This window comes from Pseudomonas sp. Marseille-P9899, from assembly GCF_903166565.1.
Classification (GTDB): Bacteria; Pseudomonadota; Gammaproteobacteria; order Pseudomonadales; family Pseudomonadaceae; genus Aquipseudomonas; species Aquipseudomonas huaxiensis.
Map to the genome: position 1 here is coordinate 784,504 of NZ_CAESCG010000001.1, position 25,630 is coordinate 810,133.

The following is a 25,630-nucleotide window of genomic DNA, read 5'->3' on the forward strand; positions in this document are numbered from 1 at the left end:
CTATGCCCACCGGATACGCTGACGGTGCGAAGGTGTACCGCGATCAGTATTGCCGTGGGCTAGAGCCAGACCCAGAGTTGTGGGTCGATGAATGGGCTGACGAGTACATGCGGATTCCGCGTGATACCGGCGCAGCCGAGCCCGGCCAGTACCGCACCGCGCGCACACCTTACGCCCGAGAACCCATGCGCTGCCTGTCACCTGCCCACCCGTGCAAGCGGGTGGTGACCATGGTCGCCTCGCAGTTGATGAAAACGCAGATCGCCCTGAACTGGATCGGGGCGCTGATCCACATGTCGCCGTCGAACATCCTGACCCTGCTGCCCAGCCTCACCCTGGCCAAGCGGGTATCGAGCCGGATCGGCAAGACCATCGCCGCAACGCCAGTGCTGCGCGAACGTGTCGCGACTTCCCGTTCTCGGGATGCTCGCAACACCATGGATACCAAAGAGTTCGAGGGTGGCACGCTGTACGCCACCACCGCCGGCTCCGCGGCCAACCTTGCGGAGCTGTCGGCGCGCTTCGTCTACGGCGACGAAGTAGATCGCTGGGACGTCGACGTCGACAAAGAGGGCGATCCTATCGAGCTGGCGGAGACCCGCGGCAACACCTTCGGGCGCAACGCCAAGTTCTACTTTTCCAGTTCGCCGACCATCAAGGGCGCGTCACGGATAGATGACCTGTTCCAGACCAGCGACCAGCGGCATTACTACGTGCCGTGCCCCACCTGCGGCCATATGCAGGTGCTGGAGTGGGAGCGTCTGCTGTACTCCGCCGACTTCTCCACGGTGCATTACCAGTGCGCTGGCCCTGAGTGTGACGTCCTGATCGAGGAGCATCACAAGGGCCAGATGCTCGCCCAAGGCGAATGGCGTGCCCACGCCCAGGGCGATGGCGAGACGGTCGGTTTTTACCTCAACTCACTGTATGCCCCGCTGGGGTGGGAGTCCTGGGCGGCTCTCGCCAAGCGCTTCGAGAAAGCGAAACGTGCCCTGGATCGGGGTGACCTTGAACCCATGCAGGTGTTCTACAACACACGGCTGGCAAGGGTCTGGGACAGTGCGGTCGAGCAGACCAAGTCCGAGGTACTGCAGGCGCGTGCTCTGCTGGAACACTACGTCTTGGGCACCGTGCCGGTTGGTGTGCTGGCCTTGACCGGGGCTGTGGACGTACAGGCCAACCGACTTGAAGTGATGATCCTTGGCTGGGGTACCGGCATGGAGCGCTGGGTGGTCGATCACCTGGTGATTCCCGGCGACCCAGCGGACGACCGCACCTGGGCGCTGCTGGATGAACGCCTGAAGGTCCGCTATCGCCATCCGTGTGGCGTCGGTATGGCGGTCCTCGCTGTGGGCGTCGACTCCGGTGGTCACCACACCCATGAGGTGTACCAGTTCTGCCGCGTCCGTCGCTGGCGAAACATCTTCGCCATCAAGGGCGCGAGCAAGCCAGGGCGCCCGGTCATCGCTCAGCGCCCATCGCTGGTGGACGTGACCTGGCGGGGCCAGACGGAGCGCAACGGTGCCGAGCTTTGGCAGATCGGCACCGACACAGCCAAGGACTGGATCTACAACCGCTACAGCTTCGAGACGGGGCCCGGCGCGCTGCACTTCGCCAAGGACCTGCCGGAAGACTTCTTCAAGCAGTGCGTGGCCGAACGCAAGGTCGCCCGCTACGTGAAGGGGTACAAGCGCATCGAGTGGGTCAAGGGCAAGGCCGACCGAAACGAAGCGCTCGACCTTATGGTGTACAACCTGGCGATGGCCTACTACCTCGGCCTGCACAAATACGGTGAGCACGACTGGGACCGATTGCGGCAGGCGTGGCGCAGGCCAGCCTCTTTGACGAACCGGCACCGGCCACGCCGGAAATTGCTGAGTCGCCGGCCACCGCTGAAGTTGAAGACGATCAACCTGCTCTCGCTCCGCCCCCAGCCCGGCCCCGGCCCACCGGTCGCCCGTCCAGCACCTCAACCAATGCAACGCCGCGCCTCAACCAGCGGCTATCTGAAGAGACGTTGACATGGCCTACACCCAGAAGCACCTCGACCTGGTCGAGCGGGCGATTGCGCGCGGCGAAAAGGTCGTGCGCTACGAAGATCGAACCGTGGAATACCGCACTGTCGCTGAACTGATCCAGGCCCGCGACCTGATCCGCACCGAGCTGGCCAGCGCCAGTGGGCCGCGCTCCCGCGTGGTCCGCCTCTACCACGGAGGGAAGGGCCTGTGAGCACTCGTTACCCCACGCTGTCACGGTCGGGGTTTCTGGTGCCGGAGCGGATCAAGGCCAGCTACGAGGGCGCCGCCGACGGTCGCCGCTCTTCCAGTTGGGATGCCCCGGACACCGGAGCGAACAGCCTGATCATGCCGGCGCTGCGCAACCTGCGCTCACGCTCGCGGTCGGCCGTTCGCAATGACCCTTACGCGGCCAACGCGATTACCCGCCGCGTCAGCAACCTGATCGGCACCGGCATCACGCCACAACCGCGGCTGGAAGATCCCGCGCTGCGGGCTCTGTTCCAGGACCTTTGGGAAGACTGGTGCGACGAGTCGGACGCCGATCAGCTCACCGACTTCTACGGCCAGCAGTCGCTGGTGGCGCGAACGGTTGAGCAGTCGGGGGAATGCTTCGTCCGCCTGCGGCCACGGGGCATTGAGGAAGGTTTGGCGGTCCCACTGCAGTTGCAGTGTCTGGCCCCTGAGTTCGTCCCTCACGACAAGTTCGAGATCACCAAGGGCGGCAATGTCATCCGCGCTGGCATCGAGTTCAACCCGCTCGGTCAGCGCGTGGCCTACTGGTGCTACCGCTCGCATCCCAGTGACCTGTCCGCGTTGAACGCTGGCTACAACATGCTGGTGCGGGTGCCCGCGAGCCAGATGCTGCACATCTTCGAGCCCGTGGAGCCCGGCCAGTTGCGCGGTGTTCCACGGCTGGCTCCGGTGCTCAAGCGCCTGCGCAGCCTGGACAACTATGACGATGCCGTGTTGTTCCGGCAGGAGGTCGCCAACCTGTTCGCCGGCTTCATCCGCAAGCCTGCCGATACGGGGCCACCAGTGCTGGATCCGGTAACCGGTGCGCCGATCCGGGTTGGGGGCGATGGCTTCACGCCAATGGTCGCCCTGGAGCCGGGCACGATGCAGGAGCTGCTGCCGGGCGAGGAGGTGGAGTTCTCCAATCCACCGGACGGCGGCAACAACTACCCCGACTTCATGCGGCAGCAACTGATGGCCGCTGCGGCTGGCGCCGAGCTGCCCTATGAGCTGATGACCGGGGACATGCGCGACGTCAACGACCGAGCGATCCGCATCACCCTCAACGAGTTCCGGCGCCGGTTGGAGCAACTGCAGTTCGCCGTCTACGTCCACCAGTTATGCCGCCCGGTACGTTCGGCCTGGCTGGACATGGCGGTGCTGTCCGGCGCGCTCGACCTGCCGGACTACGCACAACGTCGCCGCCAGTACCTGCGTACCCGCTGGGTGCCGCAAGGCTGGGCCTACATCCACCCGGTGCAGGACGTGCAATCCCGAATGCTGGAAGTCAACGCCGGGTTCGCCTCGCGCCACGAGATGTGCCTGCGCTCCGGCACCGATGCCGAGATCGTGGATCGCGAGAACGCCGCGGCTGCGACAAGGGCCCGCGACCTCGGCCTGAACTACACCACCTTGTCGGCCATCGATGAGGACCCCGATGAGAAGGAGAAACCATGAAACCGCTGATGCCGTTCCGCATCTTCAACAAGGCCGACGTTCTCACGCCGGTCCAGGACCAGCAGTGGTACCGGATCAAGGCTGAAACCCAGGCTGAACAGACCGTCATCGAGATCTACATCTACGGCGAGATCGGCGACTGGGGTATCACCGCCAACACGTTCATCCAGGACCTGAAGGCACTGGACGACGGTGTGTCGCCGGTTGTTGTGGCCTTCAACACCATCGGTGGCGATCTGTTCGACGGCTTGGCGATTCACAACGCGCTGAACCGCCTCGGTGAGCGCTGCACGGCACGTATCGATTCACTCGCGGCCAGCGCCGGCAGCGTTGCCGCGTGCGGTGCGCACCGGGTGGTGATGGCCTCCAACGCCATGATGATGATCCACAACCCGTGGACCTGGACCAGTGGCGATGCCGAGGCCCTGCGCCGGGTGGCGGATGTTCTCGACCAGACACTGGAAGCGATCATCGCTGCCTATAAGGCCAAGTCACCGGACATCGATGACGCCGAGCTGCGGCGCATGGTTAACGACGAAACCTGGCTCACCGCTCAGGAGGCGCTGGCGCTGGGGCTGGCCGACGAGATCGGCAATGGCGTCGAGGTCAAAGCCTGTCTGGGGCAGGGCGCGGCCATGAAGCGCTACCGACAGACGCCCCAGGCGCTGCTGGACCAGCTCAACGATCCGCCAGTCATCGAGCCAGAGCCAGAGCCTGAACCGGAACCCAAGCCCAACCCGCCCGCTGACCCTGTCGTTTTCGATGCGGCAAAGCTCGCGTTGATGATCACCCAGGCATGTGCCAAGGAGGGGATCAGTAACCTCGTCGATCCGTTGATTGCCTCCACCAAGCTCGCCGACGAAGCGACGGTTCAGGCCGCTCTGACCCGTGCCAAGTCGGTACGTGATTTGTGCGTTGCGGCGCGGTTACCGGAGCTGGCCAAGGAGTACGTCCAGGCCGGGCTTGATGCCAGCGCCGTGCGCGCTCGTTTGTTCGACAAGCTTGTCGGCTCAGGCAAGGGCTTCGAGATCGACAACAGCCTGCCACCTGCAGGCGACGACCCGGAGAAGATCAAGGCGCAACTGCCCAACCCCACCAGCATCTGGAATGCACGACGGCAGACCACACGTAAAGGAGCATGACCATGAGCAACATCAAGCGCGAGCCCATCCACGCAGGCGAGTTCCTGCTGTCCGAAGGACCGGGCACCATTTCCCGCGAGGCGATCAGCGTAGCCGCCGGCTCGGCCTTGGTAGCGGGCCAGGTGCTCGGCCTGGTCACCGCCACTGGCGAATTCGCACCGTACGACTCCACTGCCGAGGACGGCAGCGAGAACGCCGCCTGCATCCTTTTCGCCTCGCTCGGTGAGTCGGATGTGGTCCGCCGCGGTCGTGCTGTCGTACGCCTTGCCGAGGTCAGCGAAGCATGCCTGACCGGCCTGGACCCCGACGCCGAGAAGACCTTGGCCACCCGCTCGATCATCGTTCGCTAACCCCATCAGATTCACCTTCGGACCCCGCCAAGTGCGGGGTTTGTCCTTTCTGGAGTATCACTCATGGCCGAAATCGGCATTTTCCAAGACGACGCCTTTGGCGTTGCCGCACTGACTGCTGCCATCAACGAGCAGGAATATGTCCCCGGCCGGCTGGCCAGCCTCGGTCTGTTCGAGGAAGAGGGCGTCACCACCCTCACCGTGCAGATCGAAAAGGACGGCGAAAAGTTGGTCCTGGTACCGGCTGGAGAGCGCGGCACTTCGGGCCTGGTCGTCGGCGGCAGCAAGCGCCTCCTGATTCCTTTCAACACTGTGCACTTGCCGCAACGCTTCACCATCAAGGCTGACGAGATCCAGGGCATCCGTGCCTTTGGTACTCAAACCGAGCTGCAGGCGGTACAAGACGTGGTCAACAAACGGCTAACGAAGGCTCGCCGACAACTGGATGCGACCCATGAGTTCCACCGTATGGGGGCGCTGAGTGGCAAGGTGCTCGACGCCGATGGGAGCAGCGTACTGCTGGATATCTACAAGAGCTTCGGTGTTCAGCGGCAGAGCTTGTCGATGGGGCTGAACGATCCTGAAACCAACGTGCAAGTGCAGTGTGTTGATGCGCTGGATATGCAGGAAGATGTGCTCGGCAATGTCACCACGTCGGGATCGCGGGCCTTCTGTGGCAAGACCTTCTGGAAAAAGCTCATCGCTCACAAGTCGGTAGTCGACACCTACAAGGGCAGCCAGCAAGCCGCCTCCTTGCGTGGTGATGCCCGTGAAGCGTTCGAGTTCGGCGGTATCGTTTGGGAGCGTTACCGCGGTAAGGTCGCCGGGGTCGCGTTCGTAGGCGACGACGAGGCCCGTCTGGTGCCGGAAGGCGTTCCGGAAATGTTCCTCTCGGCCTATGCCCCGGCCGACTACATGGAAACGGTCAACACCCAAGGCCTGCCGTACTACAGCAAGCTGGAACCGCTGCCGTTCGGCAAGGGCGTGGCCGGTGAGGCGCAGTCCAACCCGCTGCACCTCTGCACCCGTCCTCGGGCGGTCATCAACCTGAAGCTCTGACCATGAACTTCCGCGAGCTGATCGAGGATGTGGACGACGCCGTATTCGAAGTGTTGGCGGATACCGCGTACATCGAAGGGCGAGAAGTCCAGGGCATGCTCCGCGTGCCCTGGCTGCAACCGAAGGTCGGCCGGATCGTCACTGCGTTGCGTGAGCCGCACCTGGTCATTCGCGTTGGGGATGCCGAGGGCGTCACCGAGCGGCAGCAGGTGCGGGTCGATCTGCCTGAGCAAGACGGTGGGGGCAACTACACCATCGTGCGGCCCGAGCCGGGCGGTGATGGCCTGGTCACCCTGGTGTTGAGGAAAGCACCATGAGCGTGGGCAGCTACATCAAGCAGACGGCCGACAGCGGCATGCTCACGCTGCAGGTGTCCAGCGCCGACAAGCAGCGGCTCAGCCGCTTCACGGTGCTGGCACCGAAAGCGTTCGCGGCAGCCGAGCGTCGGGCCATCAACAAGACCCTGCGCTGGATGCGCACTCACATTGCCCGGTCTGTGAGTCAGCAGGAGCGAATCGCCCAGGCGGCTGTTCGGCAACGCTTGCGGGCTTACCCGGTCACCGGCTCGGGCCCAGGCAAGCTGTGGTTCGGTGTCAACGCCATTGAGGCCAGCCGCGCCGGTCGTGCTCGGCAGAACCGGTCGGGCGTTTCGGTGGCTGGCCGACGTTACCAGGGCGCGTTCTATAAGAAGGTCTACGGTGGCACGCCGGACATCTGGATCCGCACAGCCAGCAAGCACTTCAAGGCGAGCGACTACCCGGAGAGCACGTTCGGCGGTCGGAGCAGTGGCTGGGTTCAGGAAAACGGTGACCGTTTCCCCGTGGCCAAGGCGATGCTCTCGCTCGACAGCGTTCGGCCGCACTTCGATGAGTGGTCACGGAAGGCCCACCAGCGGCTGCTGGAGATACTGGAACAAGAACTGAACTACGAAGTGCAGAAGCTGCTGCGAGGATCCGCCCGTGTCTGATCAAACCTTCAGCCTCGACGCGCTGTATACGGCGATTGAGGATCATATCCGCGATGCGATCCCCGGCCTTGAAGCGGTCTGCTTTCCACCGGGCCTCGTCACCAGCATTCCGGTACCGATGGTGCTGCTGGAGCTGGCCGAGCTTGAGCCCGGCCAGGACCAGGGCACGGGCGAAACTGCTGTAGTCGCCCACTTCGAAGCGCGGGCTATCGTCGGCGCTGAACAAGTGGACTGCTACCACCAGGCGGCTTTCATTGCGTCCCGGCTTGCCGTCCTGTTGCGGGTGCAGCACTGGGGGCAGGAAGTTGGCCCGGCTGAGTTCGTCCGCGCCGCGCAGGACTTCACCCGGCCAGAGCTGGACGGATACGTTGTCTGGGTTGTGGAGTGGACGCAGGAACTCCACCTCGGCGCTGAGGAGTGGCCGTGGCCCAACCAGCCGCCCGGTAGCCTGCTGCTCGGTTTCAGCCCGAACATCGGTAACGGCCAGCAAGGCCAATACATCGCGCCAGAGGAAATCTCATGAGCCAAGTCAGCGCAGCACATGACCGCATGATCGCTGGCCTGATCATTCCGTGCCGGGTTGTGGCGGTGGATCTGGCCGCGGCGATGGTGCGCGTATCCGATGGCTCCGGCTGGACCAGCGCCTGGGTGCGCTGGCATAGCCAGGCAGCGGGCAAGGCGCGGCATTGGCGGGCGCCGAGCCTGAACGAGCAGGGCGCCTTGATCAGTCCGTCTGGCGAGCCCGCGCAGGGCACGTTCGTGCCGGGGCTGTACGGCAATGCCGGAGCGCAGCCGGACAATCGCGACCACGTCGAGGTCTGGCGCTTCGATGACGGCGGGTCGCTGGTCTACGACTGGGAGGCCAAGACCTACACCATCAACGTGCCCTCGGGCACGGTGACGGTGCAGGTCGGTGGCAGTTCGGCGGTCGTCACGGATGACACGATCACCGCCACCGCTGCGAGCATCACGCTGACCGGCGCGGTGCAGGTCAACGGAACACTGCAGGTGACCGGCGACATCCTTGGTGGTGCTCGCATCATCGATACCGCTGGCAATACGTCGAACCACAAACACTGATCGCCAGGTTCTCTACGTCTTTGGCTTGTAACGGTTACTTGACGTTGGATTCATAGGGGTTAACGCCGGCTCGAATCAACCGCTTCTGCAAATCAAATAACAATTTGGCAGCGGCATCCTCACTTGATGAGCCTTCGATTGCTTCCTGGTCAGAAATCTCGTCCTCACGCATTACAACCTGATGCGCCCCAGCGTCGTAGCGAACAAAAAAACGATCTCCGCGAGCCCAGATTTCCATATCGCTGAACTGGCACATCTTCGTGTCCATATCTCTTCCTTACTCAATCCGTAGCGATGCAAAGGTGGCAGATCGAATCCAAACATTGCTCAAGTGGAATGCAGTTTCACACCACACGCTGGAAATCGTAAATCCCGAACTGGAGAAAAACCCAATGGCAAGCAAGGCCCCCATGCCCGCCACGGTCAGCCCGTGCCTGCGTTATCGAGATACCCGCTTCACCTCACGGGTCCTGATCCTTCCGGACGGTCGCCCTCTGTCCGTCGCTCAAGGCGTTGTCGCGGCTGATCCCGATGACGCCATCGCGCAGGACTACCTCGCGAACCACCGGGATCTCATGCCAGAGGGCTGATCATGCTTGGAATGGATCGCCACACCGGGCAGCCGCTGTCGGGCCTTGCCCACCTGCGGCAGTCCATCGAAGACATATTGACCACCCCGGTCGGCAGCCGGCGCATGCGGCCGGAGTACGGCAGCAAGCTGCGCCGGTTTGTCGACCTGCCAATCAACGAGGGCTGGAAAAGCGCCGTCCAGGCCGAAGTGGCTCGCTCGCTGAGTCGCTGGGAACCGCGGCTGAAACTGGAGCGAGTCCGGGTGCTGTCGGTGGTCGGGGGGCAGATCACCCTGCAACTGACAGGGCAATACCTGGGCGATAGCCAGATTCTGGAGGTGAGCGCGTGAGCACTATCGAACTGTCGGCGTTGCCTGCGCCGCAAGTGCTGGAAGACCTGGACTATGAGGCAACCTACCAGCAGGAACTTGCGGGCTTTCGCTCGTTCATGGGCGACAACTGGGACGCCTTGCTGGAAAGCGATCCGGTCACCAAGCTGCTGGAGCTGGGCGCGTACCGGCGCATGCAGAATCGGGCTCGGGTCAACGATGCGGCCAAGGCGTTGCTGTTGGCCTTCGCGCAGGGCAGCGACCTTGATCACCTGGCAGCCAACGTGCGCCTGAGTCGGCTTGTTGTACAGGCTGAGAACCTGAGCGCATCGCCGCCCACTGCAGAAGTGCTCGAGGCAGACGACGCCCTGCGCGAGCGCATTCAGCTTGTCTACGAGGGTCTGACCACGGCCGGGCCGCGCAACAGCTACATCCTGCATGCGCGCAACGCCTCGGGTCTGGTGGCCGATGCCACTGCCGAAAGCCCCTCCCCAGCGGTGGTGGCGGTCGCCGTGTTGAGCCTCAATGATGCCGGTGAAGCCGACGCTGAGCTGCTGGAAACGGTGCGAGCCAGGCTCAGTGATGACGATGTTCGCCCTGTTGCGGACAGGCTGCTGGTGCAGTCCGCCGAGATACTGCGCTACCGCATCGATGCTGTCGTGCACATGGCCGGTGGCGGTCCTGAAACCGAGGCCACGCTAACCGAATGTCGACGCCGGCTATCGGCCTGGATCAACCCGCGCCGCCGCCTTGGCGTCGAAGTGGCCCGCTCTGGCATCGATGCGCAGTTGCACATCGCAGGGGTGGCGCGGGTTGATCTGACGAACTGGGCGGATATCCGCCCGACCAAGGCCCAGGCTGCATGGTGCGTTGACTTCAGCGTCGAGCGGGGTAGCTGATATGAGCAGCCTGCTGCCCCTCAACAGCACCCTGCTGGAGCGCGCAATTGAGGCGGCGAACGACGAAGTCACCGTCGTGCCGCTGCGCACGCTGTACAACCCCGACACTTGCCCGGCGCACCTGCTGCCCCAGCTTGCCTGGGCCTGGTCGGTGGACCGCTGGGACGAGAAATGGTCGGAAACGGTCAAGCGCTCGGTGATCCGCTCGGCGTTCTACGTGCATTCCCGCAAAGGAACGATCGGAGCGCTTCGCCGCGTGGTCGAGCCGCTGGGCTACCTGATCGAGGTTCTTGAGTGGTGGCAGACCGTGCCAGAGGGCGTACCCGGCACCTTTGCGCTGCAAGTCGGTGTGCTCGACCAAGGCATCACCGAGGAAATGTATCAAGAGCTGACCCGGTTGATTGACGACGCCAAGCCGGTCAGCCGCCACCTGACGGGCCTTGCGATTGCGCTTTCCAGCAGCGGTTACCTGCGCCTCGGCATCGGCTTGGCCGAAGGCGAAGAAATCGACGTTTACCCGCCGACGTCGCGAGACATCGACGTCAACGGCACTTTCGGCCATGTCGGCCGTGAACATCAAATTGAATACCTGGACGTTTACCCATGACTGACCAGAACAGCCAGTTTTTTGCCATCCTCACTGCTGTGGGTGAGGCCAAGCAGGCCAACGCGAACGCGCTCGGCGTGCCGTGGACCTTCGCGCAAATGGGCGTAGGGGACGCGAACCTGACAGACCCGATCCCCTCGCGATCCCAGACCCGGCTGATTAACGAGCGCCGCCGGGCGCCGCTCAATCAGGTCAAGATTGACCCGAACAATGCCAGCATCATCATTGCCGAACAGGTGATTCCGCCGGATGCCGGGGGGTGGTGGATTCGCGAAATCGGTCTCTACGATACTGACGGTGATCTGGTGGCGGTCGCCAACTGCGCGCCGAGTTTCAAGCCACTGCTCAGTCAGGGCACCGGCAAAACCCAGGTGGTGCGGCTGAATATCATCGTCACCAGCACTGCCAACGTGCAGCTCAAGATTGACCCGGCAGTGGTGCTGGCGACACGGGAGTTTGTCGAAACCCGGATCGCAGAGGAGCTGGACAAGCTAGACGGCAAGAACAGTGTGCGGGCGGCGACCGTCGCGGCCATCACGCTGTCGGGCCTGAAAACGATTGATGGCGTCGCTCTGCAACTGGGTGACCGCGTGCTGGTGAAAGACCAGCTCTTGGGCAAGGACAACGGTATCTATGTCGTCGCGGCGGCTGCCTGGCTCCGCGCGCGTGATGCCGACGGCAATGCTGACGTGACGCCGGGCCTTACGGTGACGGTGGAACAGGGGGAGTTGCAGGCCGATACCCTGTGGAAGCTGGTCACCGATGCGCCGCTGTTGCTGGGGGTTACGGCGTTGCAGTTCCGCAACATCACGGCGGGCTACAACGGAACTTCCCCCCGCGATATCAGCGGTGCGATCAGTCCGGCCGAGGCCGGGAAGATGATCTACTACTACGGTCAGCGGGCTGACCAGACCCTGACGCTGCCGGCAGCGGCAAGCCTTCCTTTGGGGGGCACGATCAATGTTCAGAACGTGTCGAGTGCCCCGGTCACGATTGCCAAGGTCGGTACGGACACGCTGCAAATCGGCGGTGAGGGCGGGCGGATTGACTCCCTGGTGCTCTACCCCGGTAGCGAACTGGAATTCACGTGTGCCAGTGGCTACGAGTGGTTTGCGCAGGGCACTGGTGCACTGCACCGCATGAATGGTTTGCCGACGCTTCCCGTCGGGACGTCGAACGGGCAGCTCGCGACGGCCGGATTCGTGCAGCAAGAACTGGCGGCCGTGCGTGGGACCGGCGTTCCGCTGATGGATGGAGTGGCTACACCGGGCGTCTCGGCAAAGACCGCTCGCGAGGATCATCGGCATCCGACTGACGTGACACGCGCGCCGTTGGAGTCGCCAGCGTTCACGGGCTGGCCCACGGCAAATACCCCGGGAGTGGGGGTGAACAACGCGCAAATCGCCACTACGGCTTTTGTGTCGGCGGCAGTTGCAGCCCTGGTCAATGCTGCCCCGGGCGCCCTGGACACGTTGAACGAACTGGCGATAGCGCTGGGCAATGATCCGAACTTTGCCGCGACGATGAACTATTACCTGTCGCTCAAAGCGCCGCTGGCTTCGCCGGTGTTTACTGGCGCGCCGTCGGCGCCGCTGGCTGCCACGGGACAAAGTACCGGCCAGCTCGCCACCACGGGGTTTGTACAGCAAGAGCTGGCGGCGGGGCGAGGGAGCAGTGCCCCTCTCATGGATGGGGTCGCGGCGCCGGGTGTTTCGGCAAAGACCGCTCGCGAGGATCATCGACATCCGACTGATGTGACGCGGGCGCCGCTGGAGTCGCCCGCGTTCAGCGGTGTGCCCACCGCGCCAACGCCGGCGCTGGCCGTGAACAATTCGCAAGTCGCCACCACGGCGTTTGTGTCGGCGGCGGTTGCCGCGTTGGTCAATGCGGCTCCGGGCGCCCTGGACACGTTGAACGAACTGGCGGCAGCGCTGGGTAATGATCCGAACTTTGCAGCGACGATGAACTATTACCTGTCGCTCAAGGCGCCGTTGGCTTCGCCGGTGTTCTCGGGAGCGCCTACGGGGCCTACGGCGGCGCTGTTCGATGACTCGAAGATCCTCGCTAACACAGAGTTTGTGAGGCGCCATGGCGGGCAGTACGCCGGTGTCGCCGGATACACGGCCAGCAAGCAGCTACTGGCTACAGATGGCGGCAAGCTTGTGTACTTTGCGGGCTCTACGGCTGGCCAGTATTTCGTCTTGCCGGCGGCTTTGGAGCTGTCTCTTGGGGGCGGATCGCGGTTCAAAACGTCTCGGCTTTTCCTCTCTCCGTGTTGCGGGCGGGTGGGGATTTTCTACGTCGGCGGGGAGCAATTGACGACGATTTCGATTCCGCCAGGCGGGGAGGCGGTCTTCACTCGCGCGAACGTCTCGGCCTGGTATGTCACCGGTTCTGCGACGCTCAGCAGGATCTCCAGCTTTGCGAGCTTGAAATCTGCCTCCGGCTGGGAGCAGTTGCCCAGCGGGATTATTCGCCAGTGGGGCACCGCCGCGAATGGCGAAATGGCTAACGGCACGATGATCGTGCTGCCGACGACGTACCCGAACGAGCACTTCGTCACGGTCGCATGCGCGGTGAATACCACGGGTGAAATCGAGTCGGCTTACACGGGCGATCTGACGCAAAACGCTTTCCGTCTGTTTACTCAGTCGCAAGCCTGGGCGGGTGGAGCATGGAATAACAGCGTCGTATCGGCGCGCTTTATTTCTATCGGGTGGTGATAAGCATGACAGCGAGAACTTTCTATAGCGCGTCGCTCGGTGGATTCATCGACAGAGCACTGTTTCCTGAGCTGCCGGATGATGCTGTTCCTGTGACGCAAGAACAGCATCAAGCCTTGTTGGCCGGGCAATCCCAAGCGAAAGCGATTGTTGCGGATGATGAGGGGCGCCCTGTCCTGGCTGAGCCGCCGCCGCCTTCGGCCGAGCAGTTGGCCGACGCTGAGCGGCTGTGGCGAGACAACCGACTCTCATCCGTTCAGTGGTTGCGCGAGCGCCATCGCGATGAGCTGGAGCTGGGGCGCGACACGACGCTTTCGGTCGCCCAGTTCGAAGAGCTGCTGACCTACATACAGGCGCTGCGTGACTGGCCGCAAGCAGATGCGTTTCCGGCGTTTGATCAGCGACCTGCGGCGCCCGGCTGGATCGACCAGCCAACCTAATGACGCCCCGGATCGCCGGGGCGTTTTCATTTCTGCTGCACCACTTGGCCCTGCTCTGCGGGGCCTTTTCGTATCTGGAGACTTGCATGAGCGGTTTTTTCCACGGCGTTACCGTAACGAACGTAGACACAGGGGCGCGCAACATCGCGTTGCCGTCGTCCTCGATCATCGGCCTGGTCGACACGTTTACCCCTGGTGCTGATGCCACGGCCAAAGCCAACGACCTGGTGCTGATCACCAGTGAGCGTGAAGCCGTCGCTGCGTTCGGCCCGGCCTCGGCCATTACCGCCGCATGCCGGGCGATCTACACCCGCGCGAAGGCGGTGATCGTCGCGTGCGGCGTGGCCAAGCTGGTCGACCCGGCCGAGCAAACCTCGGCGATCATTGGCGGCGTGCTGGCCGACGGCAAGCGTACCGGCCTACAAGCGCTGCTGGACGGCAAGAGCCGGTTCAACGCCCAGCCCCGTCTGCTGGTGACCCCGAAGCACAGCGCCACGCAGGCGGTGGGCACGTCGCTTGTGGCCCTGGCTGACAAGTTGCGCGGCATCGCCATCATCGACGGCCCCAACACCACCGACGAGGCCGCCCTGGACTACGCCGAAAACTTCGGTGCCAAGCGTGCGTTCCTGGTCGATCCGGGCGTGCAGTACTGGGATACGTCGACCGACGCCACGGTCAACGCGCCGGCCTCGGCCTGGGTCGCCGGCCTGTTTGCCTGGACAGACAACGAGTACGGCTTCTGGGCCTCGCCGTCGAACAAGGAGTTCGTCGGCATCACTGGCGTGACCCGGCCGGTGGAGTTCCTGGACGGCGACGAAACCTGCCGGGCCAACCTGCTCAACAACGCGAACATCACCACCATCATCCGCGACGACGGCTACCGCCTGTGGGGCAACCGCACGCTGAGCAGCGATGCGAAATGGGCGTTCGTCACCCGCGTGCGGACCATGGATATCGTCATGGACGCGATCCTGTACGGGCACAAATGGGCGGTCGACCGCTCGATCACTGCGACCTACGTCAAGGACGTGACCGAGGGCCTGGAGAACTTCATGCGCGACCTGAAGGCCCAGGGCGCAATCATCAACTTCGAGGTGTTCGCCGATCCCGAACTCAACACGGCCAGCCAACTGGAGCAGGGCAAGGTGTACTGGAACATCCGCTTCACCGACGTGCCCCCGGCCGAAAACCCTAACTTCCGTGTCGAGGTCACCAACCAGTGGCTGACCGAAGTCCTCGATCAGAACGCATAAGGAACCCCGCACATGGCAATGATTCCGCAAACCCTCGCCAACCTGAACCTGTTCGTGGACGGCGTCAGCTTCCAGGGTGACGTCACCAGCCTGACGCTGCCCAAGCTCGCGATTAAGACCGAAGAGCACCGCGTCGGTGGCATGGATGCGCCGGTCGAGCTGGACCAAGGCATGGAGAAGATGGAAGCCGGGTTCTCGGTTACCGGCGTGCGCAAAGAGTCGCTGAAGTTTTTCGGTCTGGCCGATGGCACTGCTTTCAACGGCACGTTCCGGGGCGCCTTCAAGGGCCTCAAGGGCGCGATCACACCAGTGGTTGTCACCCTTCGCGGGCTGCTGAAAGAGGTCGACATGGGCGACTGGAAAGCGGCCGACAAGGCCGAGTTCAAGCACAACATCGCGGTCACTTACTACAAGTTCGAAATCGACGGCCGGGTCATGTACGAGATCGATCCGCTCGGCATGAAGCGCGTCATCAACGGCGTTGACCAGCTCGCCGCCCAACGCTCGGCCCTCGGCCTCTAATCCCACTAGCACGCAAGGAACCCACACATGATCAAGAAAACCCCGAGCTGGCTGGCCATTGCCGGTGACCGCGTTACCGTAACGCTGACCCGCCCATCCGAGGCCAATGGCGTGCAGGTCGACAAGCTGAACCTACGAGCCCCGACCGTGCGCGATATGCGCACCGCCCAGCAGACTGGCGGTACTGATGACGAGCAGCGCGAAATGAACCTGTTCGCCTCGCTTGCCGAAGTCAGTACCAAAGATCTGGAGGGGCTGACGTTGAAGGACTACACCCGCCTGCAGACCGGATACTTTCGCCTGGTGCAAGACGACGAGCTTTAACCCGGCGCTGCAAAAACTGGCGGCAAAGCGGCTCGCGACGGAGTTGGGCTTTTCCGCCGCCGAAATCATGACCATGTCCTACGCCGACATGGTCTGGTGGCTCACGGACTGAGCCCGACGAGGGGTAAACGATGGCAAGCAAACTGGCGCTATCGGTAGTGATCGGCGGCGCGGTCGCGTCGTCGCTCGGCTCGGCTTTCAAGACCGCTGAAAGCGGCATTGCGAAGCTTGAGCAGAAGGGCAACAAGGCGAAAGTGCTGAAAGGCATGATCGGTGAAACGGTCAAGCTGCGAGACGAGTGGAAGAAAGCGCACGACAGCGGCTCGGCCTCGGCCGCTGGCCTGTTGCGCAAGCTGGATAAAAACCTGGATAGCCTGCGCAAACAAGGCGTCCAGGTGGGCAGGTTGAACCAGGAGTACCAACGCCTTGGCCGAACTGCTAAGGCGACTGACCTGCAGATCAAAGGTCGGCAGCAGATGACCGCTGGCAAGGAAGGGCTCAAGTCCACCGCGGCCCAAGCGACTGCAGCAGTGACTGCGGTGGCGATCCCGACAGTCATCAGCGCGAACTATCAAGACAAGGTCCGCGATATTGCGATCAAGGCTGGTGTAGCGAACCAGCCTGAAGAGCAGGCGATGTCAAAGCAGATCATTCAGGTTGCCCAGGACAACGGCATGAGCCGCGATGGTGTCGCCGATCTGGTGAACCAGCTAGTCGGTGCCGGCATGGATCTGAACAAGGCGCTGTCTTACTCGACCGTCGCTGCAAAGTTCTCGGTCGGGCAGGGCGCGGGCGGTGAGGACACGGCTCGAATGATCATGGCCCTGGAGCAGAACGCCAAGATCACTGATCCCGAGCAGATGACAAAGGCCCTTGAGGGCATCGCCCTGCAGGGGCAGGCGGGTAGCTTTGAAGCGTCCGATATGGCGCGCTGGTTTCCGGTGCTGCTGGCCGGAATGGAAAAGACCGGCAGTGTCGGGCCGGAAGCGGTTGCGCAGTTGGGCGCGATGCTGCAGGTGCAAATGAAGACTGCAGGTGGCTCGGACGAGGCGGGGAACAATCTCAAGAACTGGATCGAGAAGATCGGTTCCGGCGAAGTTGTGGATGCATACAAGAAAGCCGGTATCGACTATCAGGCATCGCTCAACACCGGCATCCAGAAAGGCATGTCGGTCATGGAGTCCAGCATGGCCCTGGCGATGCAGTACGTCGAGAAAACCGACCCGGCCAAGGCCAAGAAAATGGCCGAGGCCAAGGCGAAAATTGACAAAGAAGTTGATCCCGAAAAGGCGATCAAGATGCTGGATGCGCTGGAGCAGTCTCTGCGCACGGGCGACATCTTTGCAGACATGCAGGTCAAGGCCGCGCTCACCGCCTATGGGCAGAATCGCGGGTTCTACGACAAGCTCAAGACAGATGCCACGCAGGCGACCGGCATTCTCGACAAGAACCTCGCCGAGCGCCGCGAGACGTCGAAACAGAGGTGGTCGGAAACCGCGAACGCAATGGACGATGCGATGCGCAGCATCGGTGACGCGATTCGCCCGATGACTGACTGGGTGGCGACCAGCGTCACCGCCATGGCTCAGGGCTTCACCAAGCTCTCTGACGGCTCGCAGAGCGTGGTGGGTGGTGTCGTGGCGGTTGGCGGTGCTTTCCTGGCCCTGAGAGGGTTGTTCAATGGATTCAAGATCGCCAAGGGCATTTTCAACATTGGTCGGGGTTCCCTGATGGGCGACCCGAACAAGGTGCAGAAAGTGTTCGTGACCAACTCCGGTGACGGGGACGGGGAGGGAGGCGACGACGAGAAGGGCGGCCGGCGCGGAAAGGTAATCGATCTGCTGTCGTCGGGCCTCAAGATGTTCGGCGGCAAGGGCGAATCCGAAGGTGGCGAGGGAGAGGACGGCGCCGGCGAGGAAGAGAAGAAAGGGTTCCAGCCGGTCGAGGTGGGGCTGAAAGTCTTGGATATCTTCCGTGAGTCCAGCAATGACGACGAGGGCGGCACAGAGGGTGGCGGGTCGGAGCTGCAGAAGGTCTTTGTCGTCAATGCTGACGCCTTCGGCGGTGGGGCTGGGCCGGGTGCTGGTGATGGTCCGGGCCGACGTCGCCGGCCGCGCCCTCGACGTCCTCGGCGTACTCGCAACCCTGGTCCCGGTCCTCGGCCGGGTCCTTCGCCGAATCCACGGCCACGGCCGCCGGTGCCTCGACCGCCACCCGTTCCCCCTGTTCCACCTCCTGTGCCCCCGTCAAGGGTAGCCAGCTCGCTGGGGGCGATGGTCAGGGGCGCACGGACTGCGACCGAGATAGGTAAGCGCCTTCCGGGCGGGAACCTTCTTAGCGCAGGTCTCGGGGCCGTTGACGTTGCGATGAACGCAGAAACCCAGGATGAGAAGGCCGAGGGGTACGGTGGCGTTGCCGGCGGCTTGGCGGGAGCTGCTGCCGGTGCGGCTGCCGGTGCTGCCATAGGTTCGGTGGTGCCGATCATCGGCACTGCTATCGGCGGCTTGGTGGGCGCCTACCTCGGCAGCATGGGCGGAGAGGCTGGCGGGGGCTGGCTGGGCAAAAAGCTGTTCGGGGAAAAAGAACAGGAGCAGGTTGCCGGGTCAGACGTCGTGACCAAGCCGCCGACTTCTGTTGTGCCGTATGACCCGCGCAACCCCGGCACGGTGCAGTTGCCTGGCGGGGGAGTTGTGGCCCCGCAGGGGGCGAGCATGGGCGCCGTTGTGCGTGACTTGGATAAGACGGCTTCAGCAGCTCCCAGCGCGCAGGAGCTGGCCAAAGCGGCCTCACCGAAGTCTGAGCGGGCCCAGGTGGATCAGTCCTTCGTGTTCTCGCCGAGCATGCCGGTGACGGTCCGGGGGGATGTGAAAGACCCGGGGCGAGTGGCGCAAGAGCTCTGGCCGCATCTACAGCGGCAGATGGAAGACTTCGCCCGGCAGGCTCAGGCCCGCCAGTTGAGCGACGAACCCCACGTTTAAGGAGGGCCCATGGCCTATATGGAGCAACTGCAATCCGGGTTTAAATCCCTGGTTGCAGCGGGAGAGGCTGGCCGGCGTAGCGCCGACGAGATGCTGGGCCCTATGAACGGTGCTATCAGCGATATCACTGGTGCGGCGTCGGAGCTGGAGGGTATTCCCTTCGTTGGGCCGGCGCTTGGCGAGAAGCTGCAACGGACGATGCGCGGTATCACTGCTGCTCAAGAGGCCGTGGGGCGGGTGGCCTCGATGTACGGGCAGGCCACTACGGCGGCCGCCCAGGTGCAGGAGCGGCTGGGAACCCTACAAGAGCAGGCCGCCAAGGCCGGGGCAGCGATCAATCGGGTGGCCGGCAAGGTCAGTCCGTCCCTGGGCAACATCGTGCCGTCGTCTTCGTTCTCTCCGGAGCAGACCCCGGCCGCCGAAGCGGTGAAGCCGTTCCCGCATCTGCTGATCATCCAGTCCCAGGCGCCGAATGCGCAGCCGTACTACTTCAACCTCGACACGGCTGCGTTCGAGGAGCTGCGCCGGCAGACGGCGTTTCGCTGGGCGGGGCAGGAGCGGCTGACGCGCTCGATTGCGCAGCAGGCCGTGGGGCAGGGCGACGACAAGATCACCATCAAGGGCGTGATCTACCCCGGTCACAAGGGCGGGCTCAAGCAACTGGACACGCTGCGCAGCATCGGCCGCAACCTGCAGGCGCTGAGCCTGGTCACCGGCTATGGCGAAGTGCTGGGCAACTGGTGCTTGCTCAGTGTCGAGGAGGAGCAAAGCAGCCTTCTGGCCGGTGGCATCCCGCGTAAACAATCATTCTCGCTGGAGTTTGTGAGCTATGGCGACGACCTGCAGAACGTCTGACGGGGACCTGCTGGACACGTTGTGCCAGCACTATTACGGCCATCTCAACGGCACCGTTGAGGCGGTACTGGCTGCAAATCAGGGACTGGCCGACATTCCCCAGCCGTACCGCGCTGGGGTGCTGGTCGAATTGCCGGACCTGCCAGTGTCGACCGACGCAACGGTGCGTCTCTGGGATTGACCCTACCGCGTAACAACCCAGCCCCGCCGAGTGCGGGGTTTTTCATTTGAGGGGGATGATCAATGCAACCTGTCTTTCGTGTTGTCGCGGACAGCCGCGACATCACCGCGCTTATCAACGACCGGCTGCTGATGCTGCGCACGTCCGATAAACCGGGGCTTGAGTCGGATGAGTTCGAACTGCGCATCGATGACCGCGACCAGGCGGTGTCGCTGCCCAGTCGCGGGGCCAATGTCGAGGTCTTCATGGGGTACGCCGGCCAGGCGCTGGCCCGGCTCGGGCGCTACACCGTCGATGAGATCGAGCTGAGCGGCCCGCCCGACACAATGACGATCCGCGGCAAAGCCAGCGACATGCGCGGCACCGGCAAGACCACACGCAGCGGCAGTTGGGAGAACGTCCCCCTGCAGCAGATCGTCAGCGATATCGCCGGCCGCAATGGCTGGGAGCCTGTCTGCCCGGTGCAGACCAAGGTGCCCCGCGTCGACCAGCTCAGCGAGTCGGACTTCAACTTCATCACCCGCCTGGCAAAGCAATACGACTGCACGGCCAAGGTCGCCGAAGGCAAGCTCCTGGTCATGCCCCGGCAGGGTGGCCAGACCGCGAGCGGCAAGGTGTTGCCCGCCATCACGATTACCCGCAAGGACGTCAGCCGCTGGCAGCTCAGGCTCGGCGACAAGACGACCCACAAGGCCGTCAAGACCAAGCATCAGGACAAGAAAACCGGCGAGCTGAAGGTCATCGACCTGGCCAACGAAGACGCCCCGACAACGCTTCCCCCGGTCCACACCGACCGCCACGTCTACCCCAACAAGTCCGCTGCAGAACAGGCTGCCAAGGCCCGGCTCGCGGCATTCAATCGCAGCACTGCAGGCGTACGCCTGGACATGGCCGGCCGCACCGACCTGTTCGCTGAACGGATGATCAACGTCCAAGGCTTCAAGACCGGTCTAGACGGCGAGTACCTGGTGGACAGCGTTGAGCAGACCTTCACCGCCTCGGGTTGGACGACCTCGGTCGAGTGCAACGGTGGCAAGAAGGGCAAGGCCAAGGCCAGCGGCAAGAAGAAAAAAGAAACCAAACCACTGAAGACAATCGATCTATCCCCTTCGGCCTGACGGCCAGCCACAGGAGAACACGTATGGCCATCACCGAGCAGCAATTGCTGCGCATCCTCCCCAACGCCGGCAAACAAGCCGGCGTTTTTGTTCCTGCCCTGAACGCGGCTATGGCCAAGTACGGGATCATCACCCGGCTGCGCATTGCGGCCTTTGTCGCGCAGATCGGCCACGAAACAGGCCAGCTCCGCTACCTGCGCGAGCTGGGCGGCGATGATTACCTGAAGAAGTACGACACTGGAAAACTGGCCGAGCGCCTGGGCAATACGCCCGAGGCGGATGGTGATGGCCAGAAATACCGCGGCCGGGGTCTGATTCAGATCACCGGCAAATTCAACTACAACGCCTGCAGCGAGGCGTTGTTCGGCGACGGTCGCCTGCTCAGCACCCCGGAGTTGCTGGAGCATCCGGTGTACGCATCGATGTCGGCGGCCTGGTACTGGCAGACACACGGTCTCAACGGCCTGGCAGACCGGGAAGACTTCTTGCAGATCACGAAGAAGATCAACGGTGGCACCAATGGCCTGGCGGATCGCCAAGCCTTGTACGAGCGCGCCCTGAAGGTGCTGCAGTGAGCGTGCTGGACTGGCGTGTCGCGCTGCTGCTCGGGCTCGGCCTGGGTGGAGCGGCCGCGTGGCAGTGGCAAGCCAACAGCTATGGCGCACAGCTCTCCGCCCAGGCCAGCGCCTACGGCCGCGAACGCGAAGCTGCAGCGCTGGCCGTGATCGACTGGCAGCAGGCCGAACAGACTCGGCGCCGGGATCTGGAGTCGCGCCTGCAGGCGAGTGACCAAACCCACCAAAAAGAGATGACCAATGTCCAACAAGCTCAAGCTCGCCTGCGTGACCGCCTTGCTACTGCAGATCTACGGCTGTCAGTCCTACTCGCCGCCCCGGCCAGTGGCGGTGGGCTGCCAGCCACCACCAGCTCCAGCGGCGTGGTTCATGGAGCCACGCGAGCCCAACTTGACCCAGCGCATGCTCAACGAATTGTCGGAATCACCGATGACGGCGATCAAGGACTGATCGCCCTGCAGGCCTGTCAGGCCTACGTGCGAGGGATTGCACGCTGAAGTGAAAGGAGCGGACCAGGTGGATGCGTCAACATTCACCTGGTCCACCGAACCCGCAGACGATACCTGCAAGTCCAGCCGAGGCTCCTGCTCTGTGCACAAAGCGCAGCGAGCCTATCACCTGTTAACTCCTACAGAAAAGACTTGCTAATCAATGACATCTCCAATCATCCCTTGGATGGGTGGCAAACGCCGCCTGGCCGACCGTCTCATCCCACTGTTTCCACCCCATGAATGCTACGTCGAGATCTTTGCCGGCGGCGCTGCGCTGTACTTCATGCGGCCCCAGGCGGCACCAGTCGAGGTGCTGAACGATATCAACGGCGACCTGGTGTGCCTGTACCGGGTGGTTCAGAACCACTTGGAAGAATTCGTCCGTCAGTTCAAATGGGCGCTCAGTTCGCGCCAGGTGTTCGAATGGCAAAAGATGACCCGGCCGGAGACGCTGACCGACATCCAGCGCGCTGCCCGATTCTTCTACCTGCAGCACCATGCCTTCGCCGGCAAGGTGACGGGACAGACGTTCGGTACTGCGACGACGGGCCCCGCGATCAACCTGCTCCGGATCGAGGAAAACCTGTCTGCAGCGTGGCAACGGCTGTCCGGCACGTACGTCGAAAACCTCTCGTGGCTGGAGTGCGCCGAGCGATACGACCGGCCTCATACCTTCCACTACATGGATCCGCCGTACTGGCAAACGGCAGGTTATGGCGTGGACTTCCCCTTCGAAAACTACCAGCGCATGGCTGACTTCATGCGCCGTTGCAAGGGGAAGGTCATGGTCAGCATCAACGACCATCCGGACATCCGGCGGGTCTTTGATGGGTTCCATTTCGAGACGCTGGATATTCGATACACCACTGCCAATCAGCGGCAAGGGAAAGCTGATGTGACGGGTGAGCTAGCGATAATGAGCTGGTCTCCGAACGGTCTTGGCCAGCTCTTCTAGAGCTGCTGATGCCGCTTCAGTTTAATCAAAGCGAATGTTAGGAATTTTCTGCCTAATCTTCTCTACTAGTATCCAGTTCAAGCTCCGGTTCAGGCGCGGAAAGTACGGCCATGATAGTATCTATCGGCCGCTCGCTATGCATAAGTATACGAAGCAAAACCCCGTCCATTAGTGGGGTCTCCTTCTCCCCTAGTTTTATTTGATAGGCCTTCCCCCCAAGCCTGAATGGGGGGAAACCTTGCTGGTCCAGCTTACTGGCTTCTTTGTTGGTGGCCTCTCTAACATTCACGCCGTTTCGGCTAAGCACTTCGAGAAATTTTGGTATGTTAAGGCCTATGCAAATATTTTTTCTTCCGAATAGAATATCAAACTTATGTTTGTCGGATATGAGGCGGCTGAATATTGGCGGTGCTAAAGGGTGTGTCATGCAGTCTATCAGGCGTACTCTAGGGCAGTCATAAGTTCCGCCAAGACTATCAAACCACATGTTGAAGGCGCAGTGCCCAGCACCAAGCATCGCCTCGTTCGCATATGCACCCAAATAAAGGCATTCGTCAACTACTTCAAGTGCGTAATTTTTTGTGTCGGTCTGCTCAAGAATAGAGTTCAACTCTTCATCCCAGTTGCTGATGATCCTTGCCTCTGATGGTATATATATTTTTTTCTTGCTGTCTGGGTCTTCGGATACTCCATCGTTGAATATCTCCGCAATATGCCCCATCCTGTCTGTCTGTCTTGCCATTCTTTTTAATTGCTTGAAAGCACTTTCACCATGTTCCTGTACGAAATAGTGAAGCGAGCGAGGGCATCCACTCTTCATAAAAAACTTTAAGAATTCAAATATCTCATGATTCTTTTTGCCTTCTTTAACCTCTCCGAGGGTGAGCCGACCTTCAGCGTCAACGGTGAGCACATCACCAACTTGAACGAAAGTTGTTAGGTCTGATATTAAAGCGAATGCATTGGGATCTTTGTTGTGAATGTGTTGTGCGGTGCGGACAGTAGATTCAAAGTTTGAGTGTTTTAAGTCAATGGCTGGATGGCCCTTGTATAGTCTGCGAGCATAGCACAACTGATTTTGTATTATTTGCCATGCCATACTGTCAGCCACGCCTTGAAGCAGTATCTCACTTCCGGTCCAAACACCAGTATTGGCTGATAGTATGTCTATTATTTTGTTTTGGGAGTTGCGCATTCCTGTGTGTGCTAGAGAGATAAAGTTGCGACGAAGTGACGGTGTAAATTCGCCTTGGGTTGATGTGGCTTCTTTCCAGAGAGGCTCAGAGCCCTTATTTGCCAGTTCATATAGTTCAAAAGTTTGTGTTTCTAGAATGGGTTTGAATTTCCAAGGCTTTAAAGTGGTAGCTATATCGTACTTGGTTTTTTTGGGTTTCTTTGCTGTCATGCTTGTACGCTTCCTGCTCTATGCAGCACCTTAAATGATTCGGAATGTAGGCCGATCTGTATGGACTCGGCAAGATAATGCTCGTCTATCCGCATGCAGCACTCATCCGTTGACAAGTGGGCTATCTCCCAATCTACTGCATTAATATACATATCTTTCTTGGGGTTGACCCCTCATTAGCCCATCGCAGATCGCCGCAAAGAACCCAAACATGGCGATATCGCGATCAGCGTAAAACCCGTCTCCAAGCGACGGTAAGGCAAAACGTATGCTGACTCTTTAGTCGGAGAACTCCGCCTACTGACCGCGGTACGTTATCGACGGCGACGCTCAGCCATCTGGGGCGAGCGCTACAGCGTGCGCGACGATGTCTAATGATAGGTTTTTGCTCTGACCGACTTAACGGGGAACCACTCGAACTCATCCACGGACAGGCACAGTTCCTTCGCAATAAACTCCGCCTGTGCTGCCGTCAGATCCGGATCAATCCACTGCCGGGCATGCTCAGGGGCCAGCACCAGCGGCCGACGATCATGGATATCGACCATGCCCTGGTCACTCGCGGCCGTGATGATCACGAACCCATCCCCTTCATGCGGTTCCAAGTCCGCATGCACCTGGGCCAGTGCCGCCATGAACATCGGCGCCTGGTTCTTCAGCCGGATGAAGTACGGCTGCTTTTTCTTTGGGTCCGCTGGATCCTTCACCCATTCATACCAACCATCGGCCATCACCAAGGCTCGGCCATTGGGCCAGAGTGCCTTGAAAAACTTGCCGGTGGTCACTGTCTCTACTCGCGCATTTATCGGGTCCGGGCGTTTGCCCTTCGCCCAGAACGGAGCCCAGCCCCAGTGGCATGGGTCAATGCGTAGACCCTCTTCCACGCTATGCAGGATCAGCACCCGTGTGCCAGGCACGACGTTGTACCGGGCAATCGGTGCATTGTCGTAGCCGCTGATCACGTCCTGCTCGGCGTCCAACTCGCGTAGATAGTCGGCCAGTCCTTGGTACTGGGCGAATCTCCCGCACATGCTGCACCTCCCACCTGTCGAAATTTCCCACGTCAAAATTGACCGATTCAACACATCCGCGTTTACTGTT

General features: G+C 61.8%; 28 protein-coding genes and 1 pseudogene. 26 read left to right on the top strand and 3 right to left on the bottom strand.

Annotation, left to right across the window (positions count from 1 at the left end; genetic code table 11):
- The first annotated feature begins 2 nt into the window (after positions 1-2).
- From HWV67_RS03470 to HWV67_RS03515, 10 genes and pseudogenes are all read left to right on the top strand, one after another.
- A pseudogene (locus tag HWV67_RS03470) lies at positions 3-2,021 on the top strand (phage terminase large subunit family protein).
- Position 2,022: 1 nt separating this feature from the next.
- A complete protein-coding gene (locus HWV67_RS03475) occupies positions 2,023-2,229 on the top strand; it encodes a phage head-tail joining protein (RefSeq protein WP_175649938.1) in 207 nt (68 codons plus the stop codon).
- Entirely contained in the window at positions 2,226-3,707 is a 1,482-nt protein-coding gene (locus tag HWV67_RS03480; protein ID WP_175649939.1) for a phage portal protein, read from the top strand. Before HWV67_RS03475 ends, HWV67_RS03480 begins: the two co-directional genes overlap by 4 nt.
- The gene (locus HWV67_RS03485; protein WP_175649940.1) at positions 3,704-4,849 is read left to right on the top strand and encodes a head maturation protease, ClpP-related; all 1,146 of its coding nucleotides are present in this window, start codon (positions 3,704-3,706) and stop codon (positions 4,847-4,849) included. The genes HWV67_RS03480 and HWV67_RS03485 overlap by 4 nt, the downstream gene beginning before the upstream one ends.
- Before the next feature lie 2 nt (positions 4,850-4,851).
- A complete protein-coding gene (locus HWV67_RS03490; protein ID WP_175649941.1) occupies positions 4,852-5,199 on the top strand; it encodes a head decoration protein in 348 nt (115 codons plus the stop codon).
- Between the two features lie 63 nt (positions 5,200-5,262).
- On the top strand, positions 5,263-6,258 hold the full coding sequence (locus tag HWV67_RS03495) for a major capsid protein (protein WP_175649942.1): 996 nt from the start codon (positions 5,263-5,265) through the stop codon (positions 6,256-6,258).
- Between the two features lie 2 nt (positions 6,259-6,260).
- Positions 6,261-6,575 (top strand): head-tail joining protein, encoded by a 315-nt coding sequence (locus HWV67_RS03500; RefSeq protein WP_175649943.1) that lies wholly within the window; start codon positions 6,261-6,263, stop codon positions 6,573-6,575.
- Positions 6,572-7,225 carry a hypothetical protein gene (locus HWV67_RS03505; RefSeq protein ID WP_175649944.1) on the top strand — a complete coding sequence of 218 codons (654 nt, stop codon included), beginning with the start codon at positions 6,572-6,574 and terminating at the stop codon, positions 7,223-7,225. The genes HWV67_RS03500 and HWV67_RS03505 overlap by 4 nt, the downstream gene beginning before the upstream one ends.
- Complete coding sequence (locus tag HWV67_RS03510) at positions 7,218-7,748, top strand: hypothetical protein (protein WP_175649945.1); 531 nt, start codon at positions 7,218-7,220, stop codon at positions 7,746-7,748. The genes HWV67_RS03505 and HWV67_RS03510 overlap by 8 nt, the downstream gene beginning before the upstream one ends.
- Positions 7,745-8,305 (top strand): phage baseplate assembly protein V, encoded by a 561-nt coding sequence (locus HWV67_RS03515; protein ID WP_175649946.1) that lies wholly within the window; start codon positions 7,745-7,747, stop codon positions 8,303-8,305. Before HWV67_RS03510 ends, HWV67_RS03515 begins: the two co-directional genes overlap by 4 nt.
- A gap of 34 nt (positions 8,306-8,339) precedes the next feature.
- On the opposite strand, the gene HWV67_RS03520 is transcribed toward HWV67_RS03515, so the two are convergent.
- Positions 8,340-8,573: a hypothetical protein gene (locus HWV67_RS03520; RefSeq protein WP_175649947.1), complete on the bottom strand. Its 234-nt coding sequence runs from the start codon at positions 8,571-8,573 to the stop codon at positions 8,340-8,342.
- Positions 8,574-8,607: 34 nt separating this feature from the next.
- On the opposite strand from HWV67_RS03520, the gene HWV67_RS31595 reads away from it, so the two are divergent.
- The 16 genes from HWV67_RS31595 to HWV67_RS03600 all read left to right on the top strand — a co-directional run bounded on the left by HWV67_RS31595 (position 8,608) and on the right by HWV67_RS03600 (position 23,124).
- Positions 8,608-8,895, top strand: a complete 288-nt coding sequence (locus HWV67_RS31595; protein ID WP_256680000.1) for a hypothetical protein — start codon at positions 8,608-8,610, stop codon at positions 8,893-8,895.
- 2 nt (positions 8,896-8,897) lie between these two features.
- Entirely contained in the window at positions 8,898-9,224 is a 327-nt protein-coding gene (locus tag HWV67_RS03530; RefSeq protein WP_110968327.1) for a GPW/gp25 family protein, read from the top strand.
- Complete coding sequence (locus tag HWV67_RS03535; protein WP_175649948.1) at positions 9,221-10,102, top strand: baseplate assembly protein; 882 nt, start codon at positions 9,221-9,223, stop codon at positions 10,100-10,102. Before HWV67_RS03530 ends, HWV67_RS03535 begins: the two co-directional genes overlap by 4 nt.
- 1 nt (position 10,103) lies before the next feature.
- The gene (locus HWV67_RS03540) at positions 10,104-10,709 is read left to right on the top strand and encodes a phage tail protein I (protein ID WP_175649949.1); all 606 of its coding nucleotides are present in this window, start codon (positions 10,104-10,106) and stop codon (positions 10,707-10,709) included.
- Positions 10,706-13,432, top strand: a complete 2,727-nt coding sequence (locus HWV67_RS31890; RefSeq protein WP_306167769.1) for a phage tail protein — start codon at positions 10,706-10,708, stop codon at positions 13,430-13,432. Before HWV67_RS03540 ends, HWV67_RS31890 begins: the two co-directional genes overlap by 4 nt.
- Positions 13,433-13,437: 5 nt before the next feature.
- Positions 13,438-13,872, top strand: coding sequence for a phage tail assembly chaperone (locus HWV67_RS03550; RefSeq protein WP_175649950.1), 435 nt, complete (start codon positions 13,438-13,440; stop codon positions 13,870-13,872).
- An 86-nt stretch (positions 13,873-13,958) separates the two neighbouring features.
- Complete coding sequence (locus HWV67_RS03555; protein WP_175649951.1) at positions 13,959-15,125, top strand: phage tail sheath subtilisin-like domain-containing protein; 1,167 nt, start codon at positions 13,959-13,961, stop codon at positions 15,123-15,125.
- A 12-nt stretch (positions 15,126-15,137) separates the two neighbouring features.
- Positions 15,138-15,647 (top strand): phage major tail tube protein, encoded by a 510-nt coding sequence (locus HWV67_RS03560; RefSeq protein ID WP_175649952.1) that lies wholly within the window; start codon positions 15,138-15,140, stop codon positions 15,645-15,647.
- A gap of 27 nt (positions 15,648-15,674) precedes the next feature.
- A complete protein-coding gene (locus HWV67_RS03565; protein WP_175649953.1) occupies positions 15,675-15,971 on the top strand; it encodes a phage tail assembly protein in 297 nt (98 codons plus the stop codon).
- A 131-nt stretch (positions 15,972-16,102) separates the two neighbouring features.
- Positions 16,103-18,949 (top strand): phage tail tape measure protein, encoded by a 2,847-nt coding sequence (locus tag HWV67_RS03570; protein WP_175649954.1) that lies wholly within the window; start codon positions 16,103-16,105, stop codon positions 18,947-18,949.
- Between the two features lie 9 nt (positions 18,950-18,958).
- Positions 18,959-19,804 (top strand): phage tail protein, encoded by an 846-nt coding sequence (locus HWV67_RS03575; RefSeq protein ID WP_175649955.1) that lies wholly within the window; start codon positions 18,959-18,961, stop codon positions 19,802-19,804.
- Positions 19,779-19,985, top strand: a complete 207-nt coding sequence (locus tag HWV67_RS03580; protein ID WP_175649956.1) for a tail protein X — start codon at positions 19,779-19,781, stop codon at positions 19,983-19,985. Before HWV67_RS03575 ends, HWV67_RS03580 begins: the two co-directional genes overlap by 26 nt.
- A gap of 62 nt (positions 19,986-20,047) precedes the next feature.
- Positions 20,048-21,103, top strand: coding sequence for a phage late control D family protein (locus tag HWV67_RS03585; RefSeq protein WP_175649957.1), 1,056 nt, complete (start codon positions 20,048-20,050; stop codon positions 21,101-21,103).
- A gap of 23 nt (positions 21,104-21,126) precedes the next feature.
- Positions 21,127-21,678 (top strand): glycoside hydrolase family 19 protein, encoded by a 552-nt coding sequence (locus HWV67_RS03590; protein WP_175649958.1) that lies wholly within the window; start codon positions 21,127-21,129, stop codon positions 21,676-21,678.
- Positions 21,675-22,175 carry a lysis system i-spanin subunit Rz gene (locus tag HWV67_RS03595; protein ID WP_175649959.1) on the top strand — a complete coding sequence of 167 codons (501 nt, stop codon included), beginning with the start codon at positions 21,675-21,677 and terminating at the stop codon, positions 22,173-22,175. Before HWV67_RS03590 ends, HWV67_RS03595 begins: the two co-directional genes overlap by 4 nt.
- Before the next feature lie 154 nt (positions 22,176-22,329).
- On the top strand, positions 22,330-23,124 hold the full coding sequence (locus HWV67_RS03600) for a DNA adenine methylase (protein ID WP_175649960.1): 795 nt from the start codon (positions 22,330-22,332) through the stop codon (positions 23,122-23,124).
- A gap of 52 nt (positions 23,125-23,176) precedes the next feature.
- Here HWV67_RS03600 and HWV67_RS03605 read toward each other — a convergent pair whose 3' ends face one another.
- The gene (locus tag HWV67_RS03605; protein ID WP_175649961.1) at positions 23,177-24,529 is read right to left on the bottom strand and encodes a hypothetical protein; all 1,353 of its coding nucleotides are present in this window, start codon (positions 24,527-24,529) and stop codon (positions 23,177-23,179) included.
- A gap of 371 nt (positions 24,530-24,900) precedes the next feature.
- Entirely contained in the window at positions 24,901-25,560 is a 660-nt protein-coding gene (locus HWV67_RS03610; RefSeq protein ID WP_175649962.1) for an SOS response-associated peptidase family protein, read from the bottom strand.
- Positions 25,561-25,630 lie beyond the last annotated feature (70 nt).

What these genes read in the sequence shown, in the direction of transcription:
- HWV67_RS03475 (WP_175649938.1), top strand. Translation starts at nt 2,023, where the DNA reads ATGGCCTACACCCAGAAGCACCTCGACCTGGTCGAGCGGGCGATTGCG.
- HWV67_RS03485 (WP_175649940.1), top strand. Translation starts at nt 3,704, where the DNA reads ATGAAACCGCTGATGCCGTTCCGCATCTTCAACAAGGCCGACGTTCTC.
- HWV67_RS03490 (WP_175649941.1), top strand. Translation starts at nt 4,852, where the DNA reads ATGAGCAACATCAAGCGCGAGCCCATCCACGCAGGCGAGTTCCTGCTG.
- HWV67_RS03495 (WP_175649942.1), top strand. Translation starts at nt 5,263, where the DNA reads ATGGCCGAAATCGGCATTTTCCAAGACGACGCCTTTGGCGTTGCCGCA.
- HWV67_RS03500 (WP_175649943.1), top strand. Translation starts at nt 6,261, where the DNA reads ATGAACTTCCGCGAGCTGATCGAGGATGTGGACGACGCCGTATTCGAA.
- HWV67_RS03505 (WP_175649944.1), top strand. Translation starts at nt 6,572, where the DNA reads ATGAGCGTGGGCAGCTACATCAAGCAGACGGCCGACAGCGGCATGCTC.
- HWV67_RS03515 (WP_175649946.1), top strand. Translation starts at nt 7,745, where the DNA reads ATGAGCCAAGTCAGCGCAGCACATGACCGCATGATCGCTGGCCTGATC.
- HWV67_RS03520 (WP_175649947.1), bottom strand. Translation starts at nt 8,573, where the DNA reads ATGGACACGAAGATGTGCCAGTTCAGCGATATGGAAATCTGGGCTCGC.
- HWV67_RS03530 (WP_110968327.1), top strand. Translation starts at nt 8,898, where the DNA reads ATGCTTGGAATGGATCGCCACACCGGGCAGCCGCTGTCGGGCCTTGCC.
- HWV67_RS03540 (WP_175649949.1), top strand. Translation starts at nt 10,104, where the DNA reads ATGAGCAGCCTGCTGCCCCTCAACAGCACCCTGCTGGAGCGCGCAATT.
- HWV67_RS31890 (WP_306167769.1), top strand. Translation starts at nt 10,706, where the DNA reads ATGACTGACCAGAACAGCCAGTTTTTTGCCATCCTCACTGCTGTGGGT.
- HWV67_RS03550 (WP_175649950.1), top strand. Translation starts at nt 13,438, where the DNA reads ATGACAGCGAGAACTTTCTATAGCGCGTCGCTCGGTGGATTCATCGAC.
- HWV67_RS03555 (WP_175649951.1), top strand. Translation starts at nt 13,959, where the DNA reads ATGAGCGGTTTTTTCCACGGCGTTACCGTAACGAACGTAGACACAGGG.
- HWV67_RS03560 (WP_175649952.1), top strand. Translation starts at nt 15,138, where the DNA reads ATGGCAATGATTCCGCAAACCCTCGCCAACCTGAACCTGTTCGTGGAC.
- HWV67_RS03565 (WP_175649953.1), top strand. Translation starts at nt 15,675, where the DNA reads ATGATCAAGAAAACCCCGAGCTGGCTGGCCATTGCCGGTGACCGCGTT.
- HWV67_RS03570 (WP_175649954.1), top strand. Translation starts at nt 16,103, where the DNA reads ATGGCAAGCAAACTGGCGCTATCGGTAGTGATCGGCGGCGCGGTCGCG.
- HWV67_RS03575 (WP_175649955.1), top strand. Translation starts at nt 18,959, where the DNA reads ATGGCCTATATGGAGCAACTGCAATCCGGGTTTAAATCCCTGGTTGCA.
- HWV67_RS03580 (WP_175649956.1), top strand. Translation starts at nt 19,779, where the DNA reads ATGGCGACGACCTGCAGAACGTCTGACGGGGACCTGCTGGACACGTTG.
- HWV67_RS03585 (WP_175649957.1), top strand. Translation starts at nt 20,048, where the DNA reads ATGCAACCTGTCTTTCGTGTTGTCGCGGACAGCCGCGACATCACCGCG.
- HWV67_RS03590 (WP_175649958.1), top strand. Translation starts at nt 21,127, where the DNA reads ATGGCCATCACCGAGCAGCAATTGCTGCGCATCCTCCCCAACGCCGGC.
- HWV67_RS03600 (WP_175649960.1), top strand. Translation starts at nt 22,330, where the DNA reads ATGACATCTCCAATCATCCCTTGGATGGGTGGCAAACGCCGCCTGGCC.
- HWV67_RS03605 (WP_175649961.1), bottom strand. Translation starts at nt 24,529, where the DNA reads ATGACAGCAAAGAAACCCAAAAAAACCAAGTACGATATAGCTACCACT.
- HWV67_RS03610 (WP_175649962.1), bottom strand. Translation starts at nt 25,560, where the DNA reads ATGTGCGGGAGATTCGCCCAGTACCAAGGACTGGCCGACTATCTACGC.